This is a genomic window from Desulfosarcina widdelii, from assembly GCF_009688965.1.
Lineage (GTDB): Bacteria > Desulfobacterota > Desulfobacteria > Desulfobacterales > Desulfosarcinaceae > Desulfosarcina > Desulfosarcina widdelii.
On the sequence record NZ_AP021875.1, the window covers coordinates 2,582,235 to 2,606,018 of the forward strand.

Annotated in this window: 21 protein-coding genes; 13 read left to right on the forward strand and 8 right to left on the reverse strand. The window is 57.0% G+C overall.

The genetic code is table 11. From position 1 onward, the window contains the following. Positions 1 to 6: 6 nt before the first annotated feature. From trpD to GN111_RS12230, 3 genes are all read right to left on the reverse strand, one after another. A complete protein-coding gene (trpD, locus tag GN111_RS12220; RefSeq protein WP_155304010.1) occupies positions 7 to 1,023 on the reverse strand; it encodes an anthranilate phosphoribosyltransferase in 1,017 nt (338 codons plus the stop codon). A 170-nt stretch (positions 1,024 to 1,193) separates the two neighbouring features. Then, positions 1,194 to 1,766 carry an anthranilate synthase component II gene (locus tag GN111_RS12225; protein WP_155304011.1) on the reverse strand — a complete coding sequence of 191 codons (573 nt, stop codon included), beginning with the start codon at positions 1,764 to 1,766 and terminating at the stop codon, positions 1,194 to 1,196. Between the two features lie 62 nt (positions 1,767 to 1,828). Next, positions 1,829 to 3,331 (reverse strand): anthranilate synthase component I family protein, encoded by a 1,503-nt coding sequence (locus tag GN111_RS12230; protein ID WP_155304012.1) that lies wholly within the window; start codon positions 3,329 to 3,331, stop codon positions 1,829 to 1,831. A gap of 538 nt (positions 3,332 to 3,869) precedes the next feature. Here GN111_RS12230 and GN111_RS12235 point away from each other — a divergent pair. Together GN111_RS12235 and GN111_RS12240 are read left to right on the forward strand one after the other, a co-directional pair. Continuing rightward, positions 3,870 to 4,484, forward strand: a complete 615-nt coding sequence (locus tag GN111_RS12235) for a response regulator (RefSeq protein ID WP_155304013.1) — start codon at positions 3,870 to 3,872, stop codon at positions 4,482 to 4,484. Between the two features lie 194 nt (positions 4,485 to 4,678). Next, positions 4,679 to 5,584: a PAC2 family protein gene (locus GN111_RS12240; protein WP_155304014.1), complete on the forward strand. Its 906-nt coding sequence runs from the start codon at positions 4,679 to 4,681 to the stop codon at positions 5,582 to 5,584. Between the two features lie 32 nt (positions 5,585 to 5,616). On the opposite strand, the gene GN111_RS12245 is transcribed toward GN111_RS12240, so the two are convergent. Then, positions 5,617 to 6,855 carry a hypothetical protein gene (locus GN111_RS12245; RefSeq protein WP_155304015.1) on the reverse strand — a complete coding sequence of 413 codons (1,239 nt, stop codon included), beginning with the start codon at positions 6,853 to 6,855 and terminating at the stop codon, positions 5,617 to 5,619. A 219-nt stretch (positions 6,856 to 7,074) separates the two neighbouring features. Here GN111_RS12245 and GN111_RS12250 point away from each other — a divergent pair, with 219 nt between their 5' ends. The 6 genes from GN111_RS12250 to GN111_RS12275 all read left to right on the forward strand — a co-directional run bounded on the left by GN111_RS12250 (position 7,075) and on the right by GN111_RS12275 (position 14,027). Continuing rightward, positions 7,075 to 7,659, forward strand: coding sequence for a TetR/AcrR family transcriptional regulator (locus tag GN111_RS12250; protein ID WP_155304016.1), 585 nt, complete (start codon positions 7,075 to 7,077; stop codon positions 7,657 to 7,659). Positions 7,660 to 7,665: 6 nt separating this feature from the next. Beyond that, entirely contained in the window at positions 7,666 to 9,849 is a 2,184-nt protein-coding gene (locus tag GN111_RS12255) for a SulP family inorganic anion transporter (protein ID WP_155304017.1), read from the forward strand. Positions 9,850 to 9,851: 2 nt separating this feature from the next. Continuing rightward, entirely contained in the window at positions 9,852 to 11,069 is a 1,218-nt protein-coding gene (locus tag GN111_RS12260; RefSeq protein ID WP_155304018.1) for a response regulator, read from the forward strand. 25 nt (positions 11,070 to 11,094) lie between these two features. Continuing rightward, entirely contained in the window at positions 11,095 to 12,876 is a 1,782-nt protein-coding gene (locus tag GN111_RS12265) for a sensor histidine kinase (RefSeq protein ID WP_155304019.1), read from the forward strand. Then, positions 12,873 to 13,523: a sensor histidine kinase gene (locus GN111_RS12270; protein WP_155304020.1), complete on the forward strand. Its 651-nt coding sequence runs from the start codon at positions 12,873 to 12,875 to the stop codon at positions 13,521 to 13,523. The genes GN111_RS12265 and GN111_RS12270 overlap by 4 nt, the downstream gene beginning before the upstream one ends. A gap of 75 nt (positions 13,524 to 13,598) precedes the next feature. Beyond that, positions 13,599 to 14,027, forward strand: coding sequence for a response regulator (locus GN111_RS12275; protein ID WP_155304021.1), 429 nt, complete (start codon positions 13,599 to 13,601; stop codon positions 14,025 to 14,027). A 97-nt stretch (positions 14,028 to 14,124) separates the two neighbouring features. On the opposite strand, the gene GN111_RS12280 is transcribed toward GN111_RS12275, so the two are convergent. Continuing rightward, positions 14,125 to 14,928 (reverse strand): hypothetical protein, encoded by an 804-nt coding sequence (locus GN111_RS12280; RefSeq protein ID WP_155304022.1) that lies wholly within the window; start codon positions 14,926 to 14,928, stop codon positions 14,125 to 14,127. A 583-nt stretch (positions 14,929 to 15,511) separates the two neighbouring features. Here GN111_RS12280 and GN111_RS12285 point away from each other — a divergent pair. Further along, positions 15,512 to 16,795 (forward strand): citrate synthase, encoded by a 1,284-nt coding sequence (locus GN111_RS12285; protein ID WP_155304023.1) that lies wholly within the window; start codon positions 15,512 to 15,514, stop codon positions 16,793 to 16,795. Positions 16,796 to 16,814: 19 nt separating this feature from the next. On the opposite strand, the gene GN111_RS12290 is transcribed toward GN111_RS12285, so the two are convergent. Next, positions 16,815 to 17,774 carry a hypothetical protein gene (locus GN111_RS12290; RefSeq protein ID WP_155304024.1) on the reverse strand — a complete coding sequence of 320 codons (960 nt, stop codon included), beginning with the start codon at positions 17,772 to 17,774 and terminating at the stop codon, positions 16,815 to 16,817. Positions 17,775 to 17,985: 211 nt separating this feature from the next. Here GN111_RS12290 and GN111_RS12295 point away from each other — a divergent pair, with 211 nt between their 5' ends. Together GN111_RS12295 and GN111_RS12300 are read left to right on the forward strand one after the other, a co-directional pair. Continuing rightward, complete coding sequence (locus GN111_RS12295) at positions 17,986 to 18,444, forward strand: CBS domain-containing protein (RefSeq protein WP_155304025.1); 459 nt, start codon at positions 17,986 to 17,988, stop codon at positions 18,442 to 18,444. Continuing rightward, positions 18,441 to 20,183 (forward strand): B12-binding domain-containing radical SAM protein, encoded by a 1,743-nt coding sequence (locus tag GN111_RS12300; protein WP_155304026.1) that lies wholly within the window; start codon positions 18,441 to 18,443, stop codon positions 20,181 to 20,183. Before GN111_RS12295 ends, GN111_RS12300 begins: the two co-directional genes overlap by 4 nt. Before the next feature lie 70 nt (positions 20,184 to 20,253). Here the strand turns inward: GN111_RS12300 and GN111_RS12305 are convergent, their stop codons facing one another. Together GN111_RS12305 and GN111_RS12310 are read right to left on the reverse strand one after the other, a co-directional pair. Next, the gene (locus GN111_RS12305; RefSeq protein ID WP_155304027.1) at positions 20,254 to 20,508 is read right to left on the reverse strand and encodes an FmdB family zinc ribbon protein; all 255 of its coding nucleotides are present in this window, start codon (positions 20,506 to 20,508) and stop codon (positions 20,254 to 20,256) included. Between the two features lie 222 nt (positions 20,509 to 20,730). Continuing rightward, positions 20,731 to 21,117 carry a NifB/NifX family molybdenum-iron cluster-binding protein gene (locus GN111_RS12310; RefSeq protein WP_155304028.1) on the reverse strand — a complete coding sequence of 129 codons (387 nt, stop codon included), beginning with the start codon at positions 21,115 to 21,117 and terminating at the stop codon, positions 20,731 to 20,733. A 470-nt stretch (positions 21,118 to 21,587) separates the two neighbouring features. Between GN111_RS12310 and GN111_RS12315 the strand changes: the two genes are divergently transcribed. Then, positions 21,588 to 22,934 carry a PhoH family protein gene (locus tag GN111_RS12315; protein ID WP_155304029.1) on the forward strand — a complete coding sequence of 449 codons (1,347 nt, stop codon included), beginning with the start codon at positions 21,588 to 21,590 and terminating at the stop codon, positions 22,932 to 22,934. 87 nt (positions 22,935 to 23,021) lie between these two features. Continuing rightward, positions 23,022 to 23,783 (forward strand): zinc ribbon domain-containing protein, encoded by a 762-nt coding sequence (locus tag GN111_RS12320; RefSeq protein ID WP_155304030.1) that lies wholly within the window; start codon positions 23,022 to 23,024, stop codon positions 23,781 to 23,783. The last annotated feature ends 1 nt before the right edge of the window (position 23,784 follow it).

The following is a 23,784-nucleotide window of genomic DNA, read 5'->3' on the forward strand; positions in this document are numbered from 1 at the left end:
CTTTATTTACCCATTTTCCTGCGTATACTCCACCAACGCCTCCAATTTTTCCATAGCCGCTTTGCTGTCGATGGCAGCCTCGGCCTTGACGACGCCCTCTTTCAAATCATCCGCCTTCTCACAGGCCACCAGGGCCGCGGCGGTATTGAGCAGCACCACGTTGCGTTTTGGGCCTTTTTCTCCCTCCAGAATCTTACGGGTGATGGCCGCGTTCTGCTCGGGGTCGCCGCCGCTCATCTCCTCGGGCTGGGCCAGTTGCTCGAAATACTGCTCTGGGTAGATATCATAGGTACGAATCCGGTCCGCTTCCAGTTGGGAAACCCGCGTGGGCGCACACACGGAAATTTCGTCCAGTCCGTCGTGTCCGTGGACAACGAAGGCGCTCTTGGCGCCCAGCAGACGCAGAGCCTCGGCGAACATCTCGGTGAGGTGGGGAGCGAAAACGCCAAGCAGTTGGCAATTGGCACCGGCCGGATTGGTCAACGGTCCCAGCATATTGAAAATGCTGCGCAACCCAATTTCCGTGCGCGCCTTCATGGCATGGCGCATGGCGCTGTGGTAGAGCGGGGCGAAGAGGAAACCGATGCCGATCTCCTGAACGGCCTCTTCCACCACTTCCGGATCGGTGTCCAGTTTAACCCCCAGGCTTTCCAGGACATCGGCGCTGCCGCACTTGGAGGAAACGCTGCGGTTGCCGTGCTTGGCCACAGTCACCCCGCATCCGGCCACGACAAAGGCTGTCGTGGTGGAAATATTGAAGGTTTTGAGTCCGTCACCGCCGGTTCCACAGGTGTCCACCACCGGCGAGGTGGCCGCCTGGATGCGGTGGGCCTTTTTCCGCATGGCCCGGGCCGCACCTGCCAGCTCTTCGAAGGTTTCTCCCTTGGTGGCCAAAGCCGCCATCATGGCGCCCACCTGGGCATCCGTGGTCCGACCTTCGAAAATCTCCGACATCATTTCGGCCGTCTGGACTTCGGTCAAATCGGTTCGACTGATAACTTTGGCCAGATGTTCTTTAAACATGATCGTTTATCTCCCTAAATATTGTGTTTAGCAATGAATCCATTGCCAATCCCGTCGCCAGCGGTTTCGTAAGAAGCCCGAGATCAAGGCTTGCGAGTCCCGAGGAGCAAGGCGTATTGGTCATACTCCGCAGTGACGAGGGATGAAGCGTAACGCCGATATCGGGCTTCTTACGGAACCGCTAATTTAATGAAATTGCGCAGCAGCCTTTTGCCCACCGGCGTCATGATGGATTCGGGATGGAACTGAATCCCCTCGGTCACGTGGTCCCGGTGTCGGATGCCCATGACTTCCCCATCGTCGGCGGTGGCGGTCACTTCCAGGCAGTCCGGCAAACTCTGCTTTTCCACGGCCAGGCTGTGGTAGCGCATGGCCTGGAAGGCCTTCTTGATGCCGCCGAAAATTCCTTTTCCGTCAGCAGTAATGGCCGACGTTTTGCCGTGCATCAGACGCTGGGCGAAAGTTACATTGCCGCCGAAGGCATGGGCGATGGACTGGTGTCCCAAACAGACGCCGAGGATGGGAATCTTTCCCGAAAATCGCCGGATGGTCTCCAGCGAGACGCCGGCGGACTCAGGCCGGCCAGGCCCCGGCGATATCACGATGGCCCGGGGGGCCATCCGTTCGATCTCGTCCACGCCGATCGCATCGTTTCTCCGGACGGCCACCTCTTCTCCGATCTGTTTCAGGTATTGAACCAGGTTGTAGGTAAATGAGTCGTAATTGTCTATCATCAGGATCATGGTAAACCTCCTTTTCGTCTTGGGCCGTACAAAACGATGGTCGACGAAAGGAATTGGGTTATCTACGCTTGTCCGTTGCCCTGGCGGGTCAACTCCAACGCCCGCTGTATCGCCATGGCCTTGTTGACGGTTTCCAACCGCTCGGTTTCCGGCTGGGAGTCGGCCACAATGCCGGCACCGGCCCGCACGGTGAGAACGCCATCGGCGACACAAGCCGTCCGGATGGTAATGGCCAGATCCATGTTGCCGCTGAAAGAGACGTACCCCACCGCCCCCCCGTAGGCACCCCGCGGGCTCTGCTCCAGTTCGTCGATGATCTCCATGGCTCGCACCTTGGGCGCCCCGGAAAGGGTTCCGGCCGGAAACGAAGCCCGGAGCAGGTCCCAGGCATCGACATCGTCTTCCAGATCGCAATTGATGTTTGAAACCAGGTGCATCACGTGGGAGTAGCGCTCCACCACCATCAGATCCGTCACCTGCACGGTTCCGGTTCGGGCCACCCGGCCGAGGTCGTTGCGGCCCAGATCCACCAGCATCAGGTGTTCTGCCCGCTCCTTTTCATCGGAGAGCAGTTCCGAGGCCAGGGCACGGTCCTCCTGTTCGCTGCCGCCCCGGGGGCGCGTGCCGGCGATGGGCCGCAGGGTGGCCACCCGGTTTTCCAGCCGGACCATGGTTTCCGGTGAGGAGCCTACCAGGGCCATCTCGTCAAAACGGAAAAAGTAGAGATAGGGAGACGGATTCACGTAGCGCTGGGCGCGATAGACTTCGAGAATGTCTTCCGGCGCGGGGCATTGAAAGGGCTGGGAAATGACGGTCTGGATAACATCTCCCTGTCGGATATAATCCTTTACGGCGACGACCCGGTCCCTGAAGGCCTGTTCCTCCAGCAGCGGAGCGATGACCGGGCTGCCGCCGGAAGGCTGAGCAGGTGCCGCTGTCGGCCCGCCCATGCGGCGTTCCATGGCGTCCAGCCGCGTCACGGCATCGGTATAGGCCTTGCCCGGATCCTGGCCGTCCTCGGTAAAAGCGATGGCCACGCAGGTCATGGTGTTGCGGATGTTGTCGAAAATCAGCAGTTCGTCGCAGACCATAAAATGGGCCAGGGGTGCGTCTTCGGGCAGCCGGTTGGGAATTCGCTCGAAAAAAGAGACCATCTCGTAGGTCAGATATCCCACCAGACCGCCCCAGAACCGGGGAAGTTCGGGCATTTCCGCCGGGCGGAAGCGGTTCATTAAACCGCGCAGGGTGGCCAACGGATCGCCGTCGTGGGGATGATTTTCCGTTTGCCCATTTTCGGAAATGGTCACTCGGTCGGAAAAAATCCGTACATCGGCCCGCGCCGAAATGCCCAGGAAGCTGTAGCGGCCCCATTTTTCGCCGCCTTCCACACTTTCCAGCAGGAAAACCGGTTCATCAGGCCCCTGCCCTTTGGCATCGCAGCATTTTTTCAACAGGGAAACCGGTGTTTCCATATCCGCCAGAATTTCCCGGCACACCGGAATCACGTTGCAGGCGCGGGCCAGGCGTTCGAACCGCTCCGGGTCGGGAAACGCTTTCAGTCGCATATCTTTTCCTCTCCGCCAACAAAAAGGGCCGTGACTCTCTCCACGGCCCTGCATCGGTGATCGCAGGCATGGATCACTGTACCCGCGATGGCTTGTTTTGTCTGATCGGAACGGATCAGATCCCGCGGGCATGCACGAGCCGCCAAAGCTGCCAACGCCAAGTCCCTGGCAGCAATACGTCTCTGTTTTGCATGTACGTCGATCGATCCATTTGACAACCCTTAGGTAAAAAGTTGAATCATGTGTAAGGGCTTTTGAACCGGGTGTCAAGAACTTTTTGTTCCTATGGATAGAAACGTTCTAAAAGTATCCGATTTGGCAGGGAACTTGCTGAAACCAGATGTGACCGCCAGCGGAATAACTCTGGTTCCTTCGGTCCAAACCAGGGAAAACGGCTGTCATTTGGCAGACGCACGGGAAAAGCAGCCTGCTGCTTCCCGGTTGGGGTTTCGGCAATGCGGTTGGATATGTGCACAAAAGGAACCATTTCGTGCAAAAATTGCATTCGTTACGGATTCCGGACGATAGGAGGCCCTCTATGAATCGTAAAATCCGCCTCCTGGTGGTGGAAGACGATCCCAATGTATCCACGGTGCTGTGCGCACGCCTGGAAAGTCTGGGCTATGAGGTGGCCGCTACCGCCGAGACGGGGCTGGAAGCCATCGGAAGGTTCTACCGGCATCATCCCGACCTTGTCACCATGGACATCCTGCTGAAGGGCGAGATGAACGGCATCGAAGTCGCGGCCAGGATTTCCGAACGCTCGGATGTACCGATCATCTATATGACCTGCCTTTCTGACCGGAAAGTGTTCGAACGTGCCATTGCGACCAATCCTTACGGCTATATCATCAAACCATATGAAATCAACGAACTGCGCTCCGCCATCGAAATTGCCAGGGTCAAATACCAGGCGGCTGTTGAGCAAAAGGCGTTGATTGCCCAACTGCAAAAAGCCCTGGACAAGGTCAAGACGCTAAGCGGCCTTTTGCCCATCTGCGCCTCCTGCAAGCGGATTCGCAATGACGACAATCAAACCTGGCAGGCCATCGAAGAATACATCGCCGACCATTCCAACGCCGATTTCACCCATGGAATCTGCCCGGAATGCGCCCGCCGACTTTATCCCGATTTTTACAAAGAACGCAAGTAGCTGCCAGTCCTACAAATTCTATTCAACCGGATCAAGTCAAGCCGGATTCTTATCGTGGCTTGGCTTCGAATGGAAGGATCCTGCAATTGAGGGATATCGATGGCAGCCCGACTTTCGCTGTTTTCCCCGTGAAGCCCAATCCAAACACAGATAGGACCCCCGGTCCAAACGCGGTTATGCCAGGATGACCGCGTTTGGCTGTTGACAGCCGGTGCATTCCGGCTGACAATGAAGCCATGAAATTCGACACCTTACAGTTGGAAACGATGCCCGCGTTGTCGTCACCGACAGTGGTCGTCGGCTTGCGGGGATGGGGGAACGCCCTGGAGGTCGCCTCTGCCATGGCCACCTTTATAGTCGATTCACTTGATGGGAAAGCCGTGGGCCGTATCGATTCCGATGCCTGCTATCGCTACGACGAAAACCGGCCGGATGTGCGCATCGAAGACGGTCGGCTGAAATCGATCCACGCTTCGGGGGGCAGTTTTTTCGCTGTAAAAAGTGACTCCGATCAGGGCGATCTGCTGATCCTGGTCGCCGACGAACCCAGCCTGAACTGGCAGCGCTTCTGCAAGGATCTGGCAGATCTGGCCCTGAATATGGGTGCCCGGGGAGTGATCAGCCTGGGCAGCATGTTCGACAGCGTCCTACACACCGATCTGATCATATCGGCCTTCACGACCGGCGACGATTACGCCGAGATTTTCAACCGGCACAGAGTGCTTCCCATCAACTACCAGGGTCCCAGCGCCATACACACCCTTATTCTGGACGCATGTGCAAAAAGGGGTCTGCCGGGAGCCAGTTTGTGGTGCCACTGCCCGGCATACCTGCAGGGCATCGTCCATCATGGCATGCTGATCCAACTGGCGCGGGTCCTTTCCGACATGGTATCGGTTTCTCTGGGTACCCAAAAACTGGAGTCGTTGTGGAATGCTCTGGAAATCCAGATTCAGGAACTGATCGCCGACAACCCCAAGCTCGAGGGGATCGTGGACCAGATCCGCAAGAAAAAACGCCGGGGCGCTATTCAAAATCGGGAAGATACAGAAAACAAACAGGCTGATGTGATCCGCCTCAAGGATTTTTTCGATCCCTGACGCCGCCCGAAACCGGGAGACCGCCCCCCCCTTTAAAGCCTGTGAACGATTGGCTTGTCATCTACGTTGATGTCGATGCCGACGGTATCGCCGGTTTTAAAGCCAACCCGCCTGAATTCCTGCACCACCGCTTCATGGCGGTCCACATACCAGTAGACGCTCCACAAGGGGTTGCGAACCGTGTCGATCCCATAAGCGTCGTGGCTGCACAGGTTGATGCGAAACTTGTCCTTGGCGATGAGGGTATCGGCCTCGGAAATAAAAATGTCGATCTGATACAGGTTGTGGTGCAGGGCTTTGGACAGTTCGGCCTGCAGTTCCGGTGTATCGTCCAGGTAGTGGTTGGCAATCTGATACAGTTCCACCGGGTCCTGAATAGTCAGTCCCAAAACGGCGTAGCGCTGGTGGCGCAATGCGAATGCCTCCATATCGGCCTGATAGGCCTCGATCGATCGGATGATCCGGGAAATATCCATATCCGCCGGCGCTGCAGATTCGTTTACCAACTCCTCGCACTGTGAAATGATATCGATGTAAAACGCCTTGTTGTCCATCACGTAAACCGGCCGCTCCCGATAGTTGCGACGCTTGCGGATCCTGCGGATGCCGTCCAGCACAATGGACCGCCGGCTCTCCTCTTCATCCAGGATTTCGATGTTGGAAATATCCTTGGCCTGCACGACATGGATGTCGCCATCGGCCGAAACGATGTATTCGATTTCGCAGCGGAAGCCCAGATGTCCCTGAATGTCCTTGGACAACTGCACCAGCCGTCGGTCATGGGGAGTGCGGGTAATGTAAGGCTCGCTCTGCACTTTGTGGATGCGGTCCCGGCAGTAGCCGAACTCCCAGTAGCGGTCGATCATCTTGGCCATGACGCTGGCCCCGTCGATAAACGGCATGACGATCACCCCCATCTGGTCGAGGTCCAGTTCGGGGGCGCGGTTGAAATGCTGCTGTCTGGCGATGCAAAGGTGCCGGCTGGTTGCGGCAAGCTTGATCATCTTGTTGCGGGCATACCGGATGCCACCCACATCGGCATAGGTTTCCAGCGAATCGAAGGTTCCTCCCTTGAAGCAGCGTTCTTGCGGATGGGCGCTACGGGCGATCACTTTGAAGCTTTCCCGGTGTTTTTCCAGAAACTTCTCCAGTGCCTCGAAATTCTCGTTTTCAAAATCCTCGGCAGGCAGATAAATAAAATCGGGAACGGCGAAACCGGCCTGCTTCAACTTCTTCAGCAATTCGGCTTTTTCGGGGAACGCTTGACGCATCCTTTTTCTCCTGAATTCGATCCGGTCACACTCGGGTGTTCGGGCGATTGAAAAAAACAGTTCATAATAACCGGCTTCCGGTTTCATCGAAATAAAAAAACCGGGAGGGTTCAATTTTTACCGATACCTTCGGGTTTACCTATTGACATTTTTTGCCGACGTCTTTAATAAGAAAAACCGACTGATCGTTCGGTTGGTTTTTTATCCGACAGGTACCACATGTCCAAAAGAAATGCAATCCTTGCCGCCGCCACGCGGCTCTTTTCCCGCAACGGATTCAAAGGGACGGCCATGGCCGAGTTGTCCGCCGCTACCGGTGCGGCCACCGGCACCATCTTCCATCATTTTAAGAACAAGGAAGCCCTTTTTCTACAGGTCTTAAAGGACGTGAAGGAAGATATCGTCGACCAGTTCGACCGCCATCAGAAGACCCGGTCGGTCCGCAACGGCATGGAAATGGTTGAGGCGGCGGTGGCCTTCTATCTTCACCTGGCAGCAACCATGGAACAGCAATTTCTGATCCTGCACCGTCACTATCCCTATCAGATGGCTGAAACCAGCCCGGTTTGCCGAAACCATCTGGAGGCCATTTACACCTGTCTGTTGGACATTTTCGAAGAGGGAATTCAGGCGGGAACGGCCGATGGATCGGTTGCAGTGGACGATCCGCGTAAAACAGCCATGGTTCTGTTTGCCATGGTCGACGGCATCGTACGGCTCAACACCTACCGCGTCTACGATGCCGGCACCCTTTACGACAGCCTGATGGCCACCTGCCGCAGGCTTCTGACTAAAGGCTTGTAGACCGCCATGGAGCGCACACCACAGCTGCCCGGCAGTCTCTTTTGGCAAAGGCTGCTGCCCATTTTGGAATCGCTGTCCGGTTACGGTAGACGGCAGTGGAAAAGCGACCTGTTTGCCGGTCTGACCGTAGCCCTGGTGCTCATTCCCCAGTCCATGGCCTACGCCCAGTTGGCCGGCCTGCCGGCTTATTACGGCCTGTATGCCGCCTTTCTGCCGCCAACCATCGCGGCGCTGTTCGGTTCCAGCCGACAGCTGGCCACCGGACCGGTCGCAGTGGTATCTTTGATGACCGCCGTTGCCCTGCAGCCGCTGGCCGCAGGCGGGAGCCCGGCTTTTATCGGATATGCAGCCCTGCTTTCCATGATGGTGGGGCTGCTCCAGTTCTGCCTGGGCATCCTGCGGCTAGGGCTGGTGGTCAATTTTTTATCCCATCCAGTGATCAACGGCTTTACCAACGCAGCCGCCATCATCATCGCCACGGGGCAGCTCTCCAAGCTGTTCGGCGTCGCCGTGGACTCGGGCGCCAATCACCTTCAGACGGTGGTTCAGGTGATGCAAGCCGGCATGAACTACACCCACTGGCCGACGCTGATGATGGCCCTGTTCGCCTTCGCGGTCATGGCGGGCCTTAAGAGGATTTCCCCGCGCATTCCAGGTGTACTGGTTGCCGTGGCCGCAACCACACTGATCAGCTGGGCCGCCGGTTTCGAACAGCGGCATACCCAGCCCCTTGCGGCCGTGGCGGATGCCGACCTGCGCAGCCTGATCGTGCACTTCAACGCCGAAACCAACCAGATTGAAAAAATGGGAGAAGAGCGCACCCAAATCAATGCCCGGCTAACAGAAGCCAAGGCGGACGGCCACCGCCTCATCGCCATCGAAACGCAGCACGATCTGGACCTGTTGAACTATCGCATGGCATTGAAAAATAAGATTGTCCGGGACCATCGCCACCGAATCCGGGGCCTGCTTTTCGAACCCGGCAGAGGCGAAGACGGCGCGGTGCGCCTTTACAGCCAGGGCAACCGCCCTTCGTATCTGGAAAAGATTGATGGAATCTGGCGGTTGGAGGTCGGTCGGCGGCCGCTGGACACCGCCGCCCTGCCTTTCACCAGCGGAGGAGCCGTTGTCGGTGCCATCCCCACAGGGCTTCCCGAGTTCAGGCTGCCTGCCGTGGACGGCCACAGCGTTCTGGCCCTGATGCCATCGGCAGCCATCATCGCCCTGCTGGGATTCATGGAGGCCATCTCCATTGCCAAGGCCATGGCCGCCAAAACCGGCCAACGCATCGACCCCAATCAGGAACTCATCGGCCAGGGGCTGGCCAATGCCGTTGGATCGCTGTCCCAGAGCTATCCCGTGGCCGGGTCGTTCTCCCGCTCGGCCGTCAACCTCCAGGCCGGCGCCGTTTCCGGTTTTTCCAGCGCGATCGCCAGCCTGGCCGTGGTAGCGACCCTCTTTTTCTTCACACCGCTGCTCTATCATTTGCCCCAGAGCGTGCTGGCGGCCATCATCATGATGGCTGTGGCTGGACTGATCAACGCCAGAGGCTTCGTTCAAGCCTGGAGGGCCCAATGGTATGACGGCGCCATCTCCATCGTTACTTTCGCATGCACCCTGGTCTTCGCCCCACACTTGGACCGCGGCATCCTGGTCGGCGTGGGGCTCTCCTTGAGTGTATTTCTCTACCGCAGCATGCGGCCGAACGTGGTGGATCTTTCTCTGGGACTGGACAAGACCCTCCACGATGCCATCACCCACGGTCTGAGAGAGTGCCGCTATATCGACGTGGTGCGTTTCGACGGCCCGCTTTTTTTCGCCAATGCCAGCTACCTGGAAGACCAGATCCGGCTGCGCCGGAAAATGAAGCGCTCCCTCAAGCACATTATCATTGACGCCGAAGCCATTAACGATATCGACGCCTCGGGCCAGGAGTCCCTTTCTCTGGTGGTGAGTCGGGTGAGAAGCGCCGGCATCGACATCTCGCTGTGCAGCGTTCACGAACCGGTGATGCGGGTGCTGCGAAGAACCCATCTTTTCCATAAAATCGGTGAAGACCATTTTTATCCAACTTTCAAACAAGCAATTCGAGCCATTCACGAGCAGACCCATCGGGGGGGAAGCGAAAAGAACTGCCCCCTGACTTCGGTTCGGACCCTTGCATCCACCCGTGAATTCAAAGGAGCCTGACGATGTCTGTGATTGCCATTTTCAGCGGACGCTACTGCAGTGCCGACGCGGTCATCCAGGATGTCATCGACAGTACCGGCCACCGCCTGATCACCGACGACCGGATTGTCCAAAAGGCCGCCGAGGCTTCGGGCATCCAGGAAAGCAAGATCCGGCGCGCCTTTTCGGCCAGGACCTCGGTTTTCAACACGTTCACCCACGAAAAGGAGTTGTCCATCGCCTGCCTGCGCAAGGCGTTGGCCGTCGAACTGGATGGAGGCCTCGCCCTTGTCGATGGGTTCTGCGGCCTTTTGATTCCGCCAACCGTCAGCCACGTGTTGCGGGTATGCATTATCGCCGAAATGCCGTATCGCCTGGAACAGGCCGAAACCATCGGGAAGCTGACCCGCAAAGAGGCCCTGAAGCAAATCCATGCCGCCGATGCCGACAGCAGCGCCTGGACTGACGCCCTGCTTTCCGTCAAGGACCCATGGGAAGCCAGCCTCTACGACATGGTCATTCCCATGAACCGCATGGATGTGGCCCGGGCGGGCGCACTGATCGAGGAAAACCTGATCAAGGATGCCGTTCGCCGCACCAGTGCCTCTTCTCAGGCCCAGAAAGATTTCCTCCTCGCGGCCGCCGTCGAAATGGAATTGTGCCGGGCAGGCCACGACGTCTCGGTCACTGCAGAAAACGGAGCCGTGGTGCTGACCATCAACAAGCAGGTACTGATGTTGGCCCGTCTGGAGGAGGAACTCAAGGCCATCGCCGGAACCCTTCCCGGGGTGGAATCGGTATCCACCAGAGTGGGTAAAAATTTTCACGAGGCAACCATCTATCGCAAACATAATTTCGAAGTCCCTTCCAAGGTGCTGCTGGTGGATGACGAGCGCGAGTTCGTCCAGACCCTGTCCGAACGGCTCCAGCTGAGGGACATGGGCTCGGCGGTGGCCTACGACGGCGAATCCGCCCTGACCCTGGTCAAGGAGGATGAACCCGAAGTGATGATTATCGACCTGAAAATGCCGGGCATCGACGGGATGGAGATTCTCAGGCAGGTGAAAGCCACCCGGCCGGAGATCGAAGTCATCGTCCTCACCGGCCACGGCAGCGAAAAAGACCGCCAGCAGTGCATGCAGATGGGCGCCTTCGCCTATCTGCAAAAACCGGTGGACATCGACGAATTGAGCGCCACCCTGAAAGAAGCCCATGAAAAGATTCGGCAGGTCAAAGCGTGACGGATTCGTATAAACACAGGACCTTATGATGAGCATCCTGTCCAAACTCAAGCCGCGTTTCTGGGACCACCTGGATTCGGCCTCCGGACCGGAAAATCGGCAGTTCAGCTTCCGGCGCAAGTGGCTGATGATCGTATCGTTTACCACGGTGGTGACGCTTACGCCGCTTTTTGTCATGGCCCTGATGGACTACCGGCTTACCCGCCAGGCGTTTGAAAATGAGGCGAAAATGGCCGTGTCCCGTGCGGTCTCCAACACCTGGCGCAGCATTTCCTTTCTCCTTTCCCAGCGCAGGGCAGCCCTGGTTTTCATCGCGCGGGACAATGGCCTGGACGCGCTGACCAAACCCGGACGGTTGGAAATCCTCCTGGATCGGCTGCAGCAAATCATGGGCGGATTTGTCGATTTGGATGTGGTGGACGCAGACCGCAATATTCGGGCCTGTGCCGGATTACATGTCGGGGCCGGCAGCCGTCTGGAGCCGGGCAAATGCTTCGATCATGCGGTTGCCAACGGATTTTTCATCAGCGATGTAACCAAAAATTCCGGACAGAACCATCAACTGGTCATCGCCATTCGACAGCGTCTAAGCGACGGCGGATTTTTTGTGTTGCGGGCAACCCTGGATGCCGATCTCTTCGACGTTCCGGTGTCCCAACTGGCCATGGACGGGCGCGACGATGTCTTTATCATGAACCGGCAGGGCGTGCTCCAGACACCGTCCCGACATTACGGACCGCGCTTTGAGAAAATTCCCCTGCCCATACCCGAAGAGATCGACGGAACCCGCGTTTACCAAACCGTCGAACGGGACGGGCGCCCCGTGCTGGTGGGCATGGCCCCCATTGCCGACAGCCCCTTTGTACTGCTGATGATCCGCCAGCAGTCGGATATCATGGACCTTTGGTTCAAACCGCGAATGCACCTGATCGGATTCCTGCTGTTCAGTGTTGTCCTGATTCTGGCCTCCATCGTGGGCGTAGCCACCTACCTGGTCAACCGCATCCACGCCGCCGACCAGCGCCGGGTCCATGCCCTGCACCAGGTGGAATACGCCAACAAGCTGGCTTCCATCGGACGATTGGCCTCCGGGGTGGCCCACGAAGTCAACAATCCCCTGGCCATCATCAACCAGAAAGCCGGTTTGATCAAAGACCTGCTCACCATCAGGGGCGAGCAGACCGGCAACGAAAAACTGATCGGACTGGTGGAGGCCGTGCTTGAATCGGTAAAGCGCTGCGGGACCATCACGCGCCGGCTGCTGGATTTTTCGCGGCACATGGAGGCATCCGTGGAAACGGTGGACATCGAGGCCGTCATCCGCCAGATTCTGGCGTTCCTGGAGAAAGAGGCCGAACGGCGCAACATCGCCATATCCGTATCGACCCGGGAAAGAATTCCGGCCTTCGAAAGCGATCTGGGAAACCTCCAACAGATCTTTCTCAATCTGATCAACAACGCCTTTGCCGCCATGCAAAACGGTGGACGACTGGATATCTTCATCCGACGCCATGAAAAGGACCACATCTCTGTGGCGGTGGCCGACACGGGCCACGGCATCCCCGAAGCGGATTTGAAGCGGGTCTTCGAACCTTTCTTTTCCACCCGGGAGGGCCACGCGGGAACCGGTCTGGGCCTGTCCGTCACCTACGGCCTGGTATCCGAAATGGGAGGCACAATCGCCGTCAAAAGCAAGCCCAACCGGGGCACCTGCTTCACCGTGACCCTGCCCTTGACACCGCTTTTGTCGTCATCGGCCAAAAACGGCGATGACAACGGCCCATTACCGAAAGAAGAAAAACCATGACCGACGAATCCCGCTTGCTGGCTGTCGATGGGGTGCGCTTTTTCGGGGAAATGTCCGCCTCGGTTTCCCACGAAATCAAAAACGTGCTGGCCATCATCAAGGAAAACGCCGGTCTGCTCCAGGACATGCTGGCCATGAACGCCAAGGGCATTCCCCTGGACCCGGAACGGTTGACTCGGCTGGCACAGTCCATCGATCGCCAAGTCGCCCGAGGAGACGGTGTTGTCCGGAACATGAACCGGTTTGCCCACAGCGCCGACCACGCTTCGGAAACCGTGGATGTGCATGAGACGATCGGGTTCGTCATCAACCTGGCAGCCCGCCTCATCGTCATGAAAGGACGCCCGCCGCAATTCGAGGCGGCGACGGCCCCGTTGACGACGGTCACCAACCGGTTTTTTTTAGAGCGTCTGATATGGGCCTGCCTGTGTCGAGCCATAGAAGCATGCGCCTCTGAAGGGACGCTCTCGATAGTTGCGGAGAAAACCGATGCTGGCGTCCGAATTCGTTTTCAGGGTGTGGCAGAAGATTTTTTTACCGCCGGTGCGCCATTTCCGTCGCCGGGGGAAGCGACGGTCTGCCGGATGCTCGGCGCCCGATTGAGCGCCGATGAAAACGCAAAAGAAATTGTTATTGTTTTAAGTTAACCGCCCTAACCGCCCCGCCGCATATCCGGTTCTAAAAGACGGGCTTGCACCAGGGCAATTCGAAAGGAGTACCCCATGACGGAAAGAGTATTGCTGGTCGACGACGAAACGGAATTTCTGGAGATCATGGCCGAACGCATGCGTGCCCGGGACATGGAGGTCACCACATCCACTTCGGCCACCGAAGCGCTGTCGCTGATCGCCACCGAATCCTACGATGCCGTGATCATGGATTTCATGATGCCAGAAATGGACGGCATCCAGGCCCTGAAGGCCATCAAGGAGAAAAAGCCGGAAATGCAGATCATTCTACTCACCGGCCATGCGACGGTCCAAAAAGGCGTCGAGGCCATGAAAGCCGGCGCCATGGATTTTGTGGAAAAGCCGGCGGACCTGGACGCCCTGTCGGAAAAAATCAAAAAGGCCCACCATAAAAAGGCGGTCATCGTTGGGAAGCAGAGTCAGGCAAAAGTGATTGAAATGTTAAGAAAATACGGAATGTAAAACCAACCGGTCACCAAGATCGATGGGGTTGCAAAAAGTCGCGTTCCCGCCTTTGGGGAGGCAATCGGCCTCCCCGGGGCAATGACCGTACGCCACTTTATCGATCCCGATCCGCCGTTCCGGCGGCCAGCACTTTGGCCTTCATCAGGTCGAAGACCGCTGCCCCGGACACAGCAGCCTCGGATTCTCCGGCAGCTACGGCTTTGAAACGGTCGAAGCGCTCTTTGTCCCGGCTGCTGACCGGCCCTTCCAAACAGGTCAAAGAGTCGTGCACCAGGCTGTAGATCACCAGGGGCCCGAGGGTCATCTCGCCTCCCGGCTTTTCAGAGACACGCCCGTAGATATCGTGGTGTTTTATCGCGAAAGCCTTGGGTGCCGGCACCATCCCCAGCAACTCGGCCAGCAGCATCAGGCTCTCCTGAACGCCCTCGGCATACTCGTTTTCCAGGGATGCGGACCCATCGGCGGCAATGGCGGCGATATCGGACTCTGAAAAACCGAGATCCAGTTCGGCGATACAGATCTTTTGAATCTCTTTCAGGGAAGCCTCTTTTTTAGACACCACCACATCCTTGTCGTTCAGAATTTTAATGGCGTTGCGGATGCTGACCATCTCCTTGACGGTGGGACTTTTCCTCATCACCACATCTTGCACCGTGGTGTCGTAAATGGTCAGGTCGTTGTCCAGCACCAGGATGCGCGTTTTCTCCGATTCGGCGTTTTCCAGATACAATTCCAGATCGCGTTCCTTTTCCCGATGCCATGGAAAAAAAGCCATCAATTTGGCGAGCAGCGCCTTGTCGATGCGTTTGCCGCTGTCCACCGGACCGATCATGGCAAGAATGGATTGGGTCAGACGATCGATCTCGATTTTGCGAAGCAGGTTTTCCTTGAATGACATCCGGTTTCTCCTTTTGTATGCGTTCACAGGGTACCGCATCTGCTTTGTTCCCGGGCACTTGAAGGTTGACCGAACCGTCTGCGTGCCCGGCGCCTCAAATCTGCGGTTCCCTGTAAACGCTTACCGATCAGGCAGTTGCAGCAAATTGGACATTTCAACCCCTTGAATGCGCACCTCCTTTTTATGGGCGACACGTTCAACCTGGTAACTCCGACAAGCGGCTGCAATTTGAGGATTGACATCTGCATCGAATATTCATAGAATTCACCGCTGTTATTTAGAAGGCCTGCCTCTTTCCCGTTGTGACGACCCGTATATAAGCCCTCATGCCGGCCTGCTTTGGAGTCGGCCCTGCACTGCAGCGGCGACGGGTGAAAACAAGGACCGATTTTTAAACTGGCAGAGAGACAACCAGCCCGGGTGCTACAGGGCTATGGGACCGGTTTGTTATTTCATTACGTTGAAATCGGGCCGTCAGGCAAGACAAATGTTGCGCCGCCGTGGAAATTCAAGGACGGATCGGAACCCGACGCACACCTGATTCGGAAAGCTGCGGGCCTTTTACGGAGAGAAAGGAGCTGATATGGAAGATTTCGTCACCCTCACCTACAACGGCCATCAGATGAAACTGCCTGTGGTTACCGGCAGCGAAGGGGAAAAAGCGGTGGACATCTCCAATCTGAGGGCCGAAACCGGTTTCATCACCCTGGATCCCGGCTATGCCAATACCGGCAGTTGCCTGAGCGCCATCACCTACATGGACGGGGAAAAAGGCATCCTGCGCTACCGCGGCATCCCCGTCGAACAACTCGCCGAAAAAGCCACCTTCAAGGAAACGGCCTACCTGCTGATCAACGGCCGGCTGCCCAACCGGGAGCAGTTGACCCGTTTTTCGGTGATGCTCAACGACAACAGTCTGGTTCACGAGGATTTGAAAACCTTTTATCAGAACTTCCCCCGGGCATCCCACCCCATGGGAATTCTCTCCGCCATGGTCAATGCCCTGCGCAGTTTCTATCCCGAACTGGGCACGCTGGAGGAGGAGATCACCATTACCATGACCCGGCTGCTGGCCAAGGTACGCACCATGGCCGCCATGTCCTACAAGATCTCCCGGGGCCACAGAGTGGTTTATCCCCGTCCGGATCTGACCTACTGCGAAAACTTTCTCAATATGATGTTCGACACCCCGGTCAGACCCTACGAAATCAACCGGGCAGCCGTCAATGCCCTGCGGGTGTTCTGGATTCTGCACGCTGATCATGAGCAGAACTGCTCCACCTCGGCCGTGCGCATGGTGGGCAGCGCACGGGTCAACCTTTACGCCGCCATCTCTTCGGGCATCGCGGCCCTGTGGGGCCCCCTGCACGGAGGCGCCAATCAGGCGGTTATCGAAATGCTCACCACCATCCAGAACGAAGGCGGAAATTACCACAAAGCCATCGAGCGGGCCAAGGACAAGAACGATCCCTTCCGCCTGATGGGCTTCGGCCACCGGATCTATAAAACCTACGACCCGCGGGCCAAAATCATGAAAAAAATGTGCGACGAACTGCTGGACTCGCTGCAGATCGACGACCCGCTGCTGGACATCGCCAAAGAGTTGGAGGAAGTGGCCGTCAAGGACCCCTACTTTGTCGATCACAACCTGTACCCCAACATCGACTTTTACAGCGGCATCGTGCTTCGGGCCATCGGCATTCCCACCAATATGTTCACCGTGATGTTCGCCATCGGGCGACTGCCCGGTTGGATCGCCCAGTGGAAGGAGAGCATGGACGACCCCAAATGGAAGATCAGCCGGCCCCGCCAGATCTATGTCGGCGAACGGGAATACGATTTCGTGCCCATTCATGCCCGACCTTAGCGGATCACTCGCCGGCGTTTTATGAATTCGAAGGCGGCTGCCCGGGACGTTGTGCAGTCGCCTCCCGAAAGGCTCGAACCATCCTGCGATCCCGCTCCACCTGTACCAGATAACCGGGAAAACCCTTGAGAAAAAAGAACAATACGGCCGCGAAAGCCAGCGGAAAAATAACGCAGTCGAACAGATATCCGGCGATTAGCTGAAAGGTGGTTCCCGCCAGGCTTTTGGCCTGGGCGCCCAGGTAGGTTTCCAATTCATGCAGCCTTTTTTTCAGGTACCCGTAGCGTTCCCGTAGCCCCTGGGCCGATTGAAGGGAGGAAGCGTCGCCGGATGTTTCGCCGGCATCTCCGGTGGCGTCGCCATCCAAAAACGTCAGACTGACCTGGTTGAACGTATCATAGGATTCCTGGATCAGCGGACGGGTAAGGGCGTCCGACAACCAGGAGGCGGATAGAACCGCAAGGGGAAGAACGAGATAGAGCAGCACCGCCACAAAACCGCAGGCAGCGGTCATGGATTTGATGATCCGGGCGATCACCCTGCGGCGTGGGAAAAGGCCTTGAACTGCGGCCAGCAAAAAAAGCAGAAAAAAGACCAGCGTCAGAACCCAGTGGTCCACCAGGGTCACGCCGTCCAGGGCCAGGCGGGTGATGAGCAGGATAGTCCCCCCGGCCAGCACGGTCTTCCAGGCGATATTGACATAATCGTAAACTGACTGCACCAGGTCGCCAACCTCGAAGCTGAAACCGATTCCCACCTCGGACCCTTCGATCACCGCCAGACCGCTTTTGACCGCTGACAACACCAAAAACCCTTCCAGCGCGCGGTCGTAGGATTCATCCAGGTAACGGTGATTGGTTCGGGACAGCTTTTCCAGGCCGACATATTCCAGGCCCCGGTCAGCCATTCCGGTGATGGCCAGCACCATGCCGGCAAGGGCCGCCAGTACCAGCAGCATCGTTGAGATTTTGGCCCTCAAGAAGATCCTCCTTTTAAATGGCGCCATGCCGCCGGCGTCAGGCAGAATGGCTCCGTAGCGCTTGGATTTGTTTTGACAGCCCCGCCGATCTTCACCTAAACTGACGGTAACAAAAGGCAACATCCATTTTTATCGTTGCCGGCCTTTTTTTCAACCGCAAATCGAGTTTCATCCGTTTCATCTGCCCTGCAGATGCGCTGGAGGTAAATTTATGCTGGTAAAAGAGATTATGACACCAACGCCCATCACCGTGACCGGCAGTATGGAAATTATAGAGGCGGCCAGGCTCCTGCTGGAAAACCGTATCAATGGCGTACCGGTGGTGGATGACGCCGGAAAACTGGTGGGAATTCTGTGCCAGAGCGACATCATCGCCCAGCAGAAAAAACTGCCTGTGCCTTCGCTGTTCTCATTTCTTGACGGCTATATCAACCTCAGTTCCATGAAAGGAATCGAAAAAGAAGTCCGCAAGATTGCCGCCACGGCCGTCTTGGACGCCATGACCCCGGATCCGGTTTCTGTCTCGCCGGATTCGACCATCGAAACCGTGGCGGCCCTGATGGTGGACCACAATTTCCATACCTTGCCGGTAGTTCAAGACGAGCGCCTGGTGGGTGTAGTGGGAAAAGAGGACATCCTGAGAACCCTGCTGCCGCCGGATCGTGAATGAAAATCCTGCTGGTCTATCCCTATTTTATCGACCGCCGCATCAACGAAGAGGACGTCAGCGCCATTCCCATGGGGCTTTACTACGTGGGCGCCATGCTGCTGGCCAACGGGTACGCAGTCGAAATCCTCAATGCCTGGGACCTGGGCACAAACCCTGATCGTATTTACCGGATTCTGGACGACAAACGGCCGGACGTGATCGGTTTTTCCATCCTGCACGCCAACCGCTGGGGCGGCATCGACATTGCCCGCATGGTCAAGAAGGTCAACCCCCAAGCCCATGTGGTATTCGGTGGCGTGGGCGCTACCTTCCTCTGGGAGCATTTTCTCCAACACTTTTCCGAAATCGATTATGTGGTCCGGGGGGAGGGCGAAACCAGTTTTCTGGAACTGGTCCGCTACCTGGAAAAAAAAGAGACGGCGGCCCCAGACCACATCGCGGGGCTGGCCTTCAGAAAAGAAGGCCGACCCTGCGCCACCGAAGACCGCGAGCCGGCAGCCGATCTGGACAGCCTGCCCATGCCCGCCGATTATTTCACCTTTCAACACCTTTCCCTGACCCGGGGCTGCCCGTCCGGATGCACCTTCTGCGGTTCGCCGGCCTTCTGGAAACGCCGCACGCGCTTTCACAGCGTCGACTACTTCATCTCCCAGTTACAGCGCCTGGTCAGCAGGGGAATCCGTTTTTTCTTCGTATCCGACGACACCTTCACCCTCAAACCAAATCGGGTGATCGAGATCTGCCGCCGGATCATCGAGCTCAAGCTGGATATCACCTGGGCGGCCATCTCCCGGGTGGACTGCGTGGATGGGGAAATGCTGGCCTGGATGCGGCGGGCGGGATGCACCCAGATCAGTTACGGGGTGGAAAGCGGCAGCCCGAAGATCCGGGCGCTGTACCGCAAAAATATCAGTGACGCGGACATCTGCCGGGCCTTTGCGTTGACCGTTCGCTTCGGTATCATGGCCCGGGCCTACTTCATCTACGGCGCGCCGCAGGAGTCCGATGCCACCATCGACGAAAGCCTGGATCTGATGCGCCGAATCCGGCCCCTGTCGGCCATTTTCTACATCCTTGACCTGTTTCCCGGCACGGAATTGTACGAACAATACAAACGGCGAACCGGTGCTACCGACGACATCTGGCTGGATCGGGTGGAGGATATTCTCTATTACGAAACCGACGAGACATTGGATAAACAACGTGTACTGGAATTCGGGCGGCGGCTGCGGGAAGGCTATTTTGCCATGCTGCCGGAATTTGCCGCAGCCATCGAACTGGAAGAGGACCCGGCCCTGTTTCCTCTGCACGCCGATTTTTTATCCCGGCTGGCCCTGACCTTCAGCCACGGCGATTACGTCGCCAATCCGGCCATCGGCGATCGTCTGCCCACGGCGATCCGGCTTTTCGAGCGCGCCCTGTCGTACCACCCCGACCATCGGGCATTTTGGGGCCTGGGGCTCGTCTATCAGCAGTTGCAGCGATGGGAAGATTCAGTTGAAATCCTGCTGAGGGGTATCCGGCACTATGCTGCCAGCGCCGACCTGCGCATGGCCCTGGCCAACAGCCTGATGCGTCTGGGCCGTCCCCTCGAAGCGCATGAACACCTGCTGCCTGTCGGGGACCATCCACGAGCCATGGAAATGCTGGTTCACTGCTGCCGGTTGTTAAAAGATCACGAGGGAGAAAAAACCTGGCTCGACCGGTTGAAAGCTGCCGCCCAAGCCAAATCGCCCTGAGTGAACTCCCGGCGCCCCTCCTCCGACTTCAGCCGTCCGTCTTCTTCCTTCAGTCCTTCGTCATCCGACTTCAGCCTTGCGCCCGGCCGCAGCAGCTCCCGGGGCCGGCGCATCCGGCATGGCCCGGGGAAGAGCCACAGCAGGCGGTATCTCCTGGCCCTGGCATGGCATTAGAGGCGGTGCCGGAAAGGGACGAATGGGCGGACATCAGTTTCTTGAGGTTGCTGCTGCCGCACTTTTCGCACTGAACGCTGGTTGTCTCGTTGAAAACCAGCATCTCGGCCACATGGCCGCAGTCGGCGCACAAAAAATCGAACAGTGGCATGCCGTATCTCCCTTGTTTCTTATGGCTTTTGGCATGGGTTCCCACACAGGAGCTTGGGGACCAGTCATGCCAGTTGATAACCATTTGTATTTATGTCGGATTCGTAAGCAGCCTGAGATCGAGGCTTGCGAATCACGAGGAACGAGGCGTACCTGAACGTACTCCGAAGTGACGAGGGATGAAGCGTAACGAAGATATCGGGTTGCTTACGAATCCGACTCGTCAGTGGGAACATTCCCCGATCTGAACCCCATGATGATGCCCGCAAACCTGGCTCGGTTCGAACACCGGCAGGTTGCCGGCTTTGATCAAGAGGGCATTTTCTTTTACGCTGCCTTCAACGGCCCGGTAAACGGTGATGCCGTCGTTGTTGAGTTTTTTCAGGGCCCCGCCGCCGATCCCGCCGACAACGACACCGTCCACCCGACGCCCGCCCAACGCGGACATGGGGTTGCAGTTGCCGTGCTGGTGATCCTGATCGGGATTTTCGAAAACCTCTACGGAATCCCCATCGACGTCGATAAACACAAAAAAGGGCGCCGATCCGAAATGGCCATGGACGACGCTGTCCAATCCTTTATCTTCAAGTACCGGAAATGCAATTTTCATTTTCGTGGATCTCCTCATTAAATCCTAACCCTGGGCTGGCACAACATTGAACTGTTGTTAATGAAAAACGTTCGTGGCAATCAGGAAAACGTTATGCATCGAAAGCCACGATGGCAACCATCGGTTACCATGTATAGCCCAAAAAAAAAGGCGCTTCAAGCCATACATGGCTTGGTCCCCCACCCGGCCGTCGGACCGCCACAGGAGGCACTGGAATCAAAGATGTTGTTGCCACCGTAGCATCGGTATGCTATATATTGCGGAAATTATTAATCTTGGAAAAAACCTGATCAAAGTCGAATGCCCCAATCCGACTTATCCATCTCATACCCCCAGCCACCAGCGGAACTTCCCCGCAGCGATATCCGACGACCTGTCAACCGGACCGTTTCCGCCACCATAGACGGCGCACCGCTTTCCGACCGGACAGGCCACTGGCCGCAACCAACCCACGACATTCAGGAGGTGCGATGATTTCGCTTTCGAGCGGCAAACGAAAAATCTTTGTGCTGGACACCAACGTCATTCTGCACGACAGTTCCTGCATCAACCAGTTTGACGAACACGACATTGTCATCCCCATTGCCGTCATCGAAGAGTTGGACCGCTTTAAAAGAGGCAAAGAAATCCTGAACTGCAACGCACGCGAATTTGCCAGGTCCCTGGACGCTTTGACCGGCGACCGCATCTTCAACGGCGGGGTGCCCATCGGCCCCGGCAAAGGCAAGATCACCGTCTGCCTGGACCGGGAATTCCACAACAAACTCAAAACAAACTTCTCTCCGGACAAGCCCGACCACCATATTCTCAATGCGGCCTTTCACATCGCCCACGAACACTCCTTCGACCAGGTCTTTCTGGTCACCAAGGATGTCAACCTGCGCATGAAAGCCAAGTCCATCGGCCTGATGGCCCAGGACTACAATACCGACCGGGTCCAGGCACCGGCTGACATTTACAAGGGAACACGGGTGGTGGAAAATATCCCCGCCGAGGTCATCGACCAGCTTTACAGCAAGCCCTTCGAGCTGGACGCAACCTCGCTGGAGGTTTCCGAAACGCTGCTGTCCAACGAATATCTGATCCTGAAAAACGGCAGCAAGTCCGCCCTGGGGGTATTTACGCCCCAGACCCGGTCCATCCGGCGCATCGACTCGAGAACCTGCTACGGCATCCGCCCCCGCAACGCAGAGCAGTGTTTTGCCATGGATGCGCTGACCAACCAGGACATCCCCCTGGTGACCATCACCGGCAAAGCCGGCACCGGCAAAACCCTGCTGGCCCTGGCCGCCGCCCTGGAAAAACGCCGCTACTACCGCCAGATCTTTATCTCGCGGCCCTCGGTTCCGCTGAGCAACAAGGATATCGGTTTTCTTCCCGGGGATATCCAGTCCAAACTGGACCCCTACATGCAGCCGTTGTACGACAACCTCTCGGTGATCGAAAACAGCCAGAACGGCAAAAACGGCAACGGCCAGGGGCGACGGGTAAAGGAACTGCTGGACGAAGAGAAGATCGTCATCACCCCGTTGAGCTATATTCGCGGCCGCAGCATCGTGAAGGTCTTTTTCATCGTCGACGAAGCCCAGAACCTGACTCCCCACGAGGTCAAGACCATCATCACCCGGGCCGGCGAGGGCACCAAGATCGTCCTCACCGGAGACATCTACCAGATCGACCATCCCTACCTGGACAGCCAGAGCAACGGGTTGAGCTACCTCATTGAAAAGATGAAGGGCCAGCCCCTGTACAACCATATCAACCTGGAAAAAGGCGAACGCAGCGAACTGTCCGATTTGGCCATCAGCTTGTTATAGTTGAATGGGGCGGAAAGCCGAAAGGGTTTGGCAGGGTCGCAAAGACGCAGTGGCAATCATTCCTTGAATGGTGTAAAAGGCCGGTTTATGCAATGCCCCAAATGTGGGTTTGAACAGGCAGGCGACAACGTCGAGTGCATCAGTTGCGGCATCGTTTTCGCAAAGTGGACGCCTCGACAAGCCAAGTCATGCGGACACGAGTCGATCCGGCCGGCTGAGGATAACGAAGAAACCAAAGAAGAGAACTACGGAGTTGCGGCACAACTCCTGTTTCATGTTCCGGCTGAATTCAACCCTGTCTCATGGGGTGCGCGTCTGATATTGTTGACCATTCTGGCCGTATGGGGAACCAAGTTCATATTTACTCCGCTCATTTCGGATTATACCATGAACAGCTTCTGGCACCTGGTGAATCTCCCCTTTCACGAGGCCGGTCACATTTTTTTCCGCCCCTTCGGTCGGGTGATCACCTCACTGGGGGGCAGCTTGATGCAGGTGCTCATGCCGGTCGTCTGCCTGCTGGTGTTTTTGATCAAGACCCGCGATCCTTTCGCCGGTTCCGTAGCCTTGTGGTGGACGGGCCAGAACTTTATTGATATCGCCCCATACATCAATGATGCCCGCTCTTTGAGTCTACCCCTGCTTGGTGGCAACGTGGGCTATTCATCTCCATATGGATTTCACGACTGGGAGTTCATTCTCAAGGAAACCGGGCTGATTCGATTCGATCATACCATTGCGAGGCTGTTCCATGCCACGGGGACGATCCTGATAATCACGGCGATTTTCTGGGGTGGATATCTGCTGGTTAAACACATGCGCATATGGAAGAACCAGGAGAATCGATAAC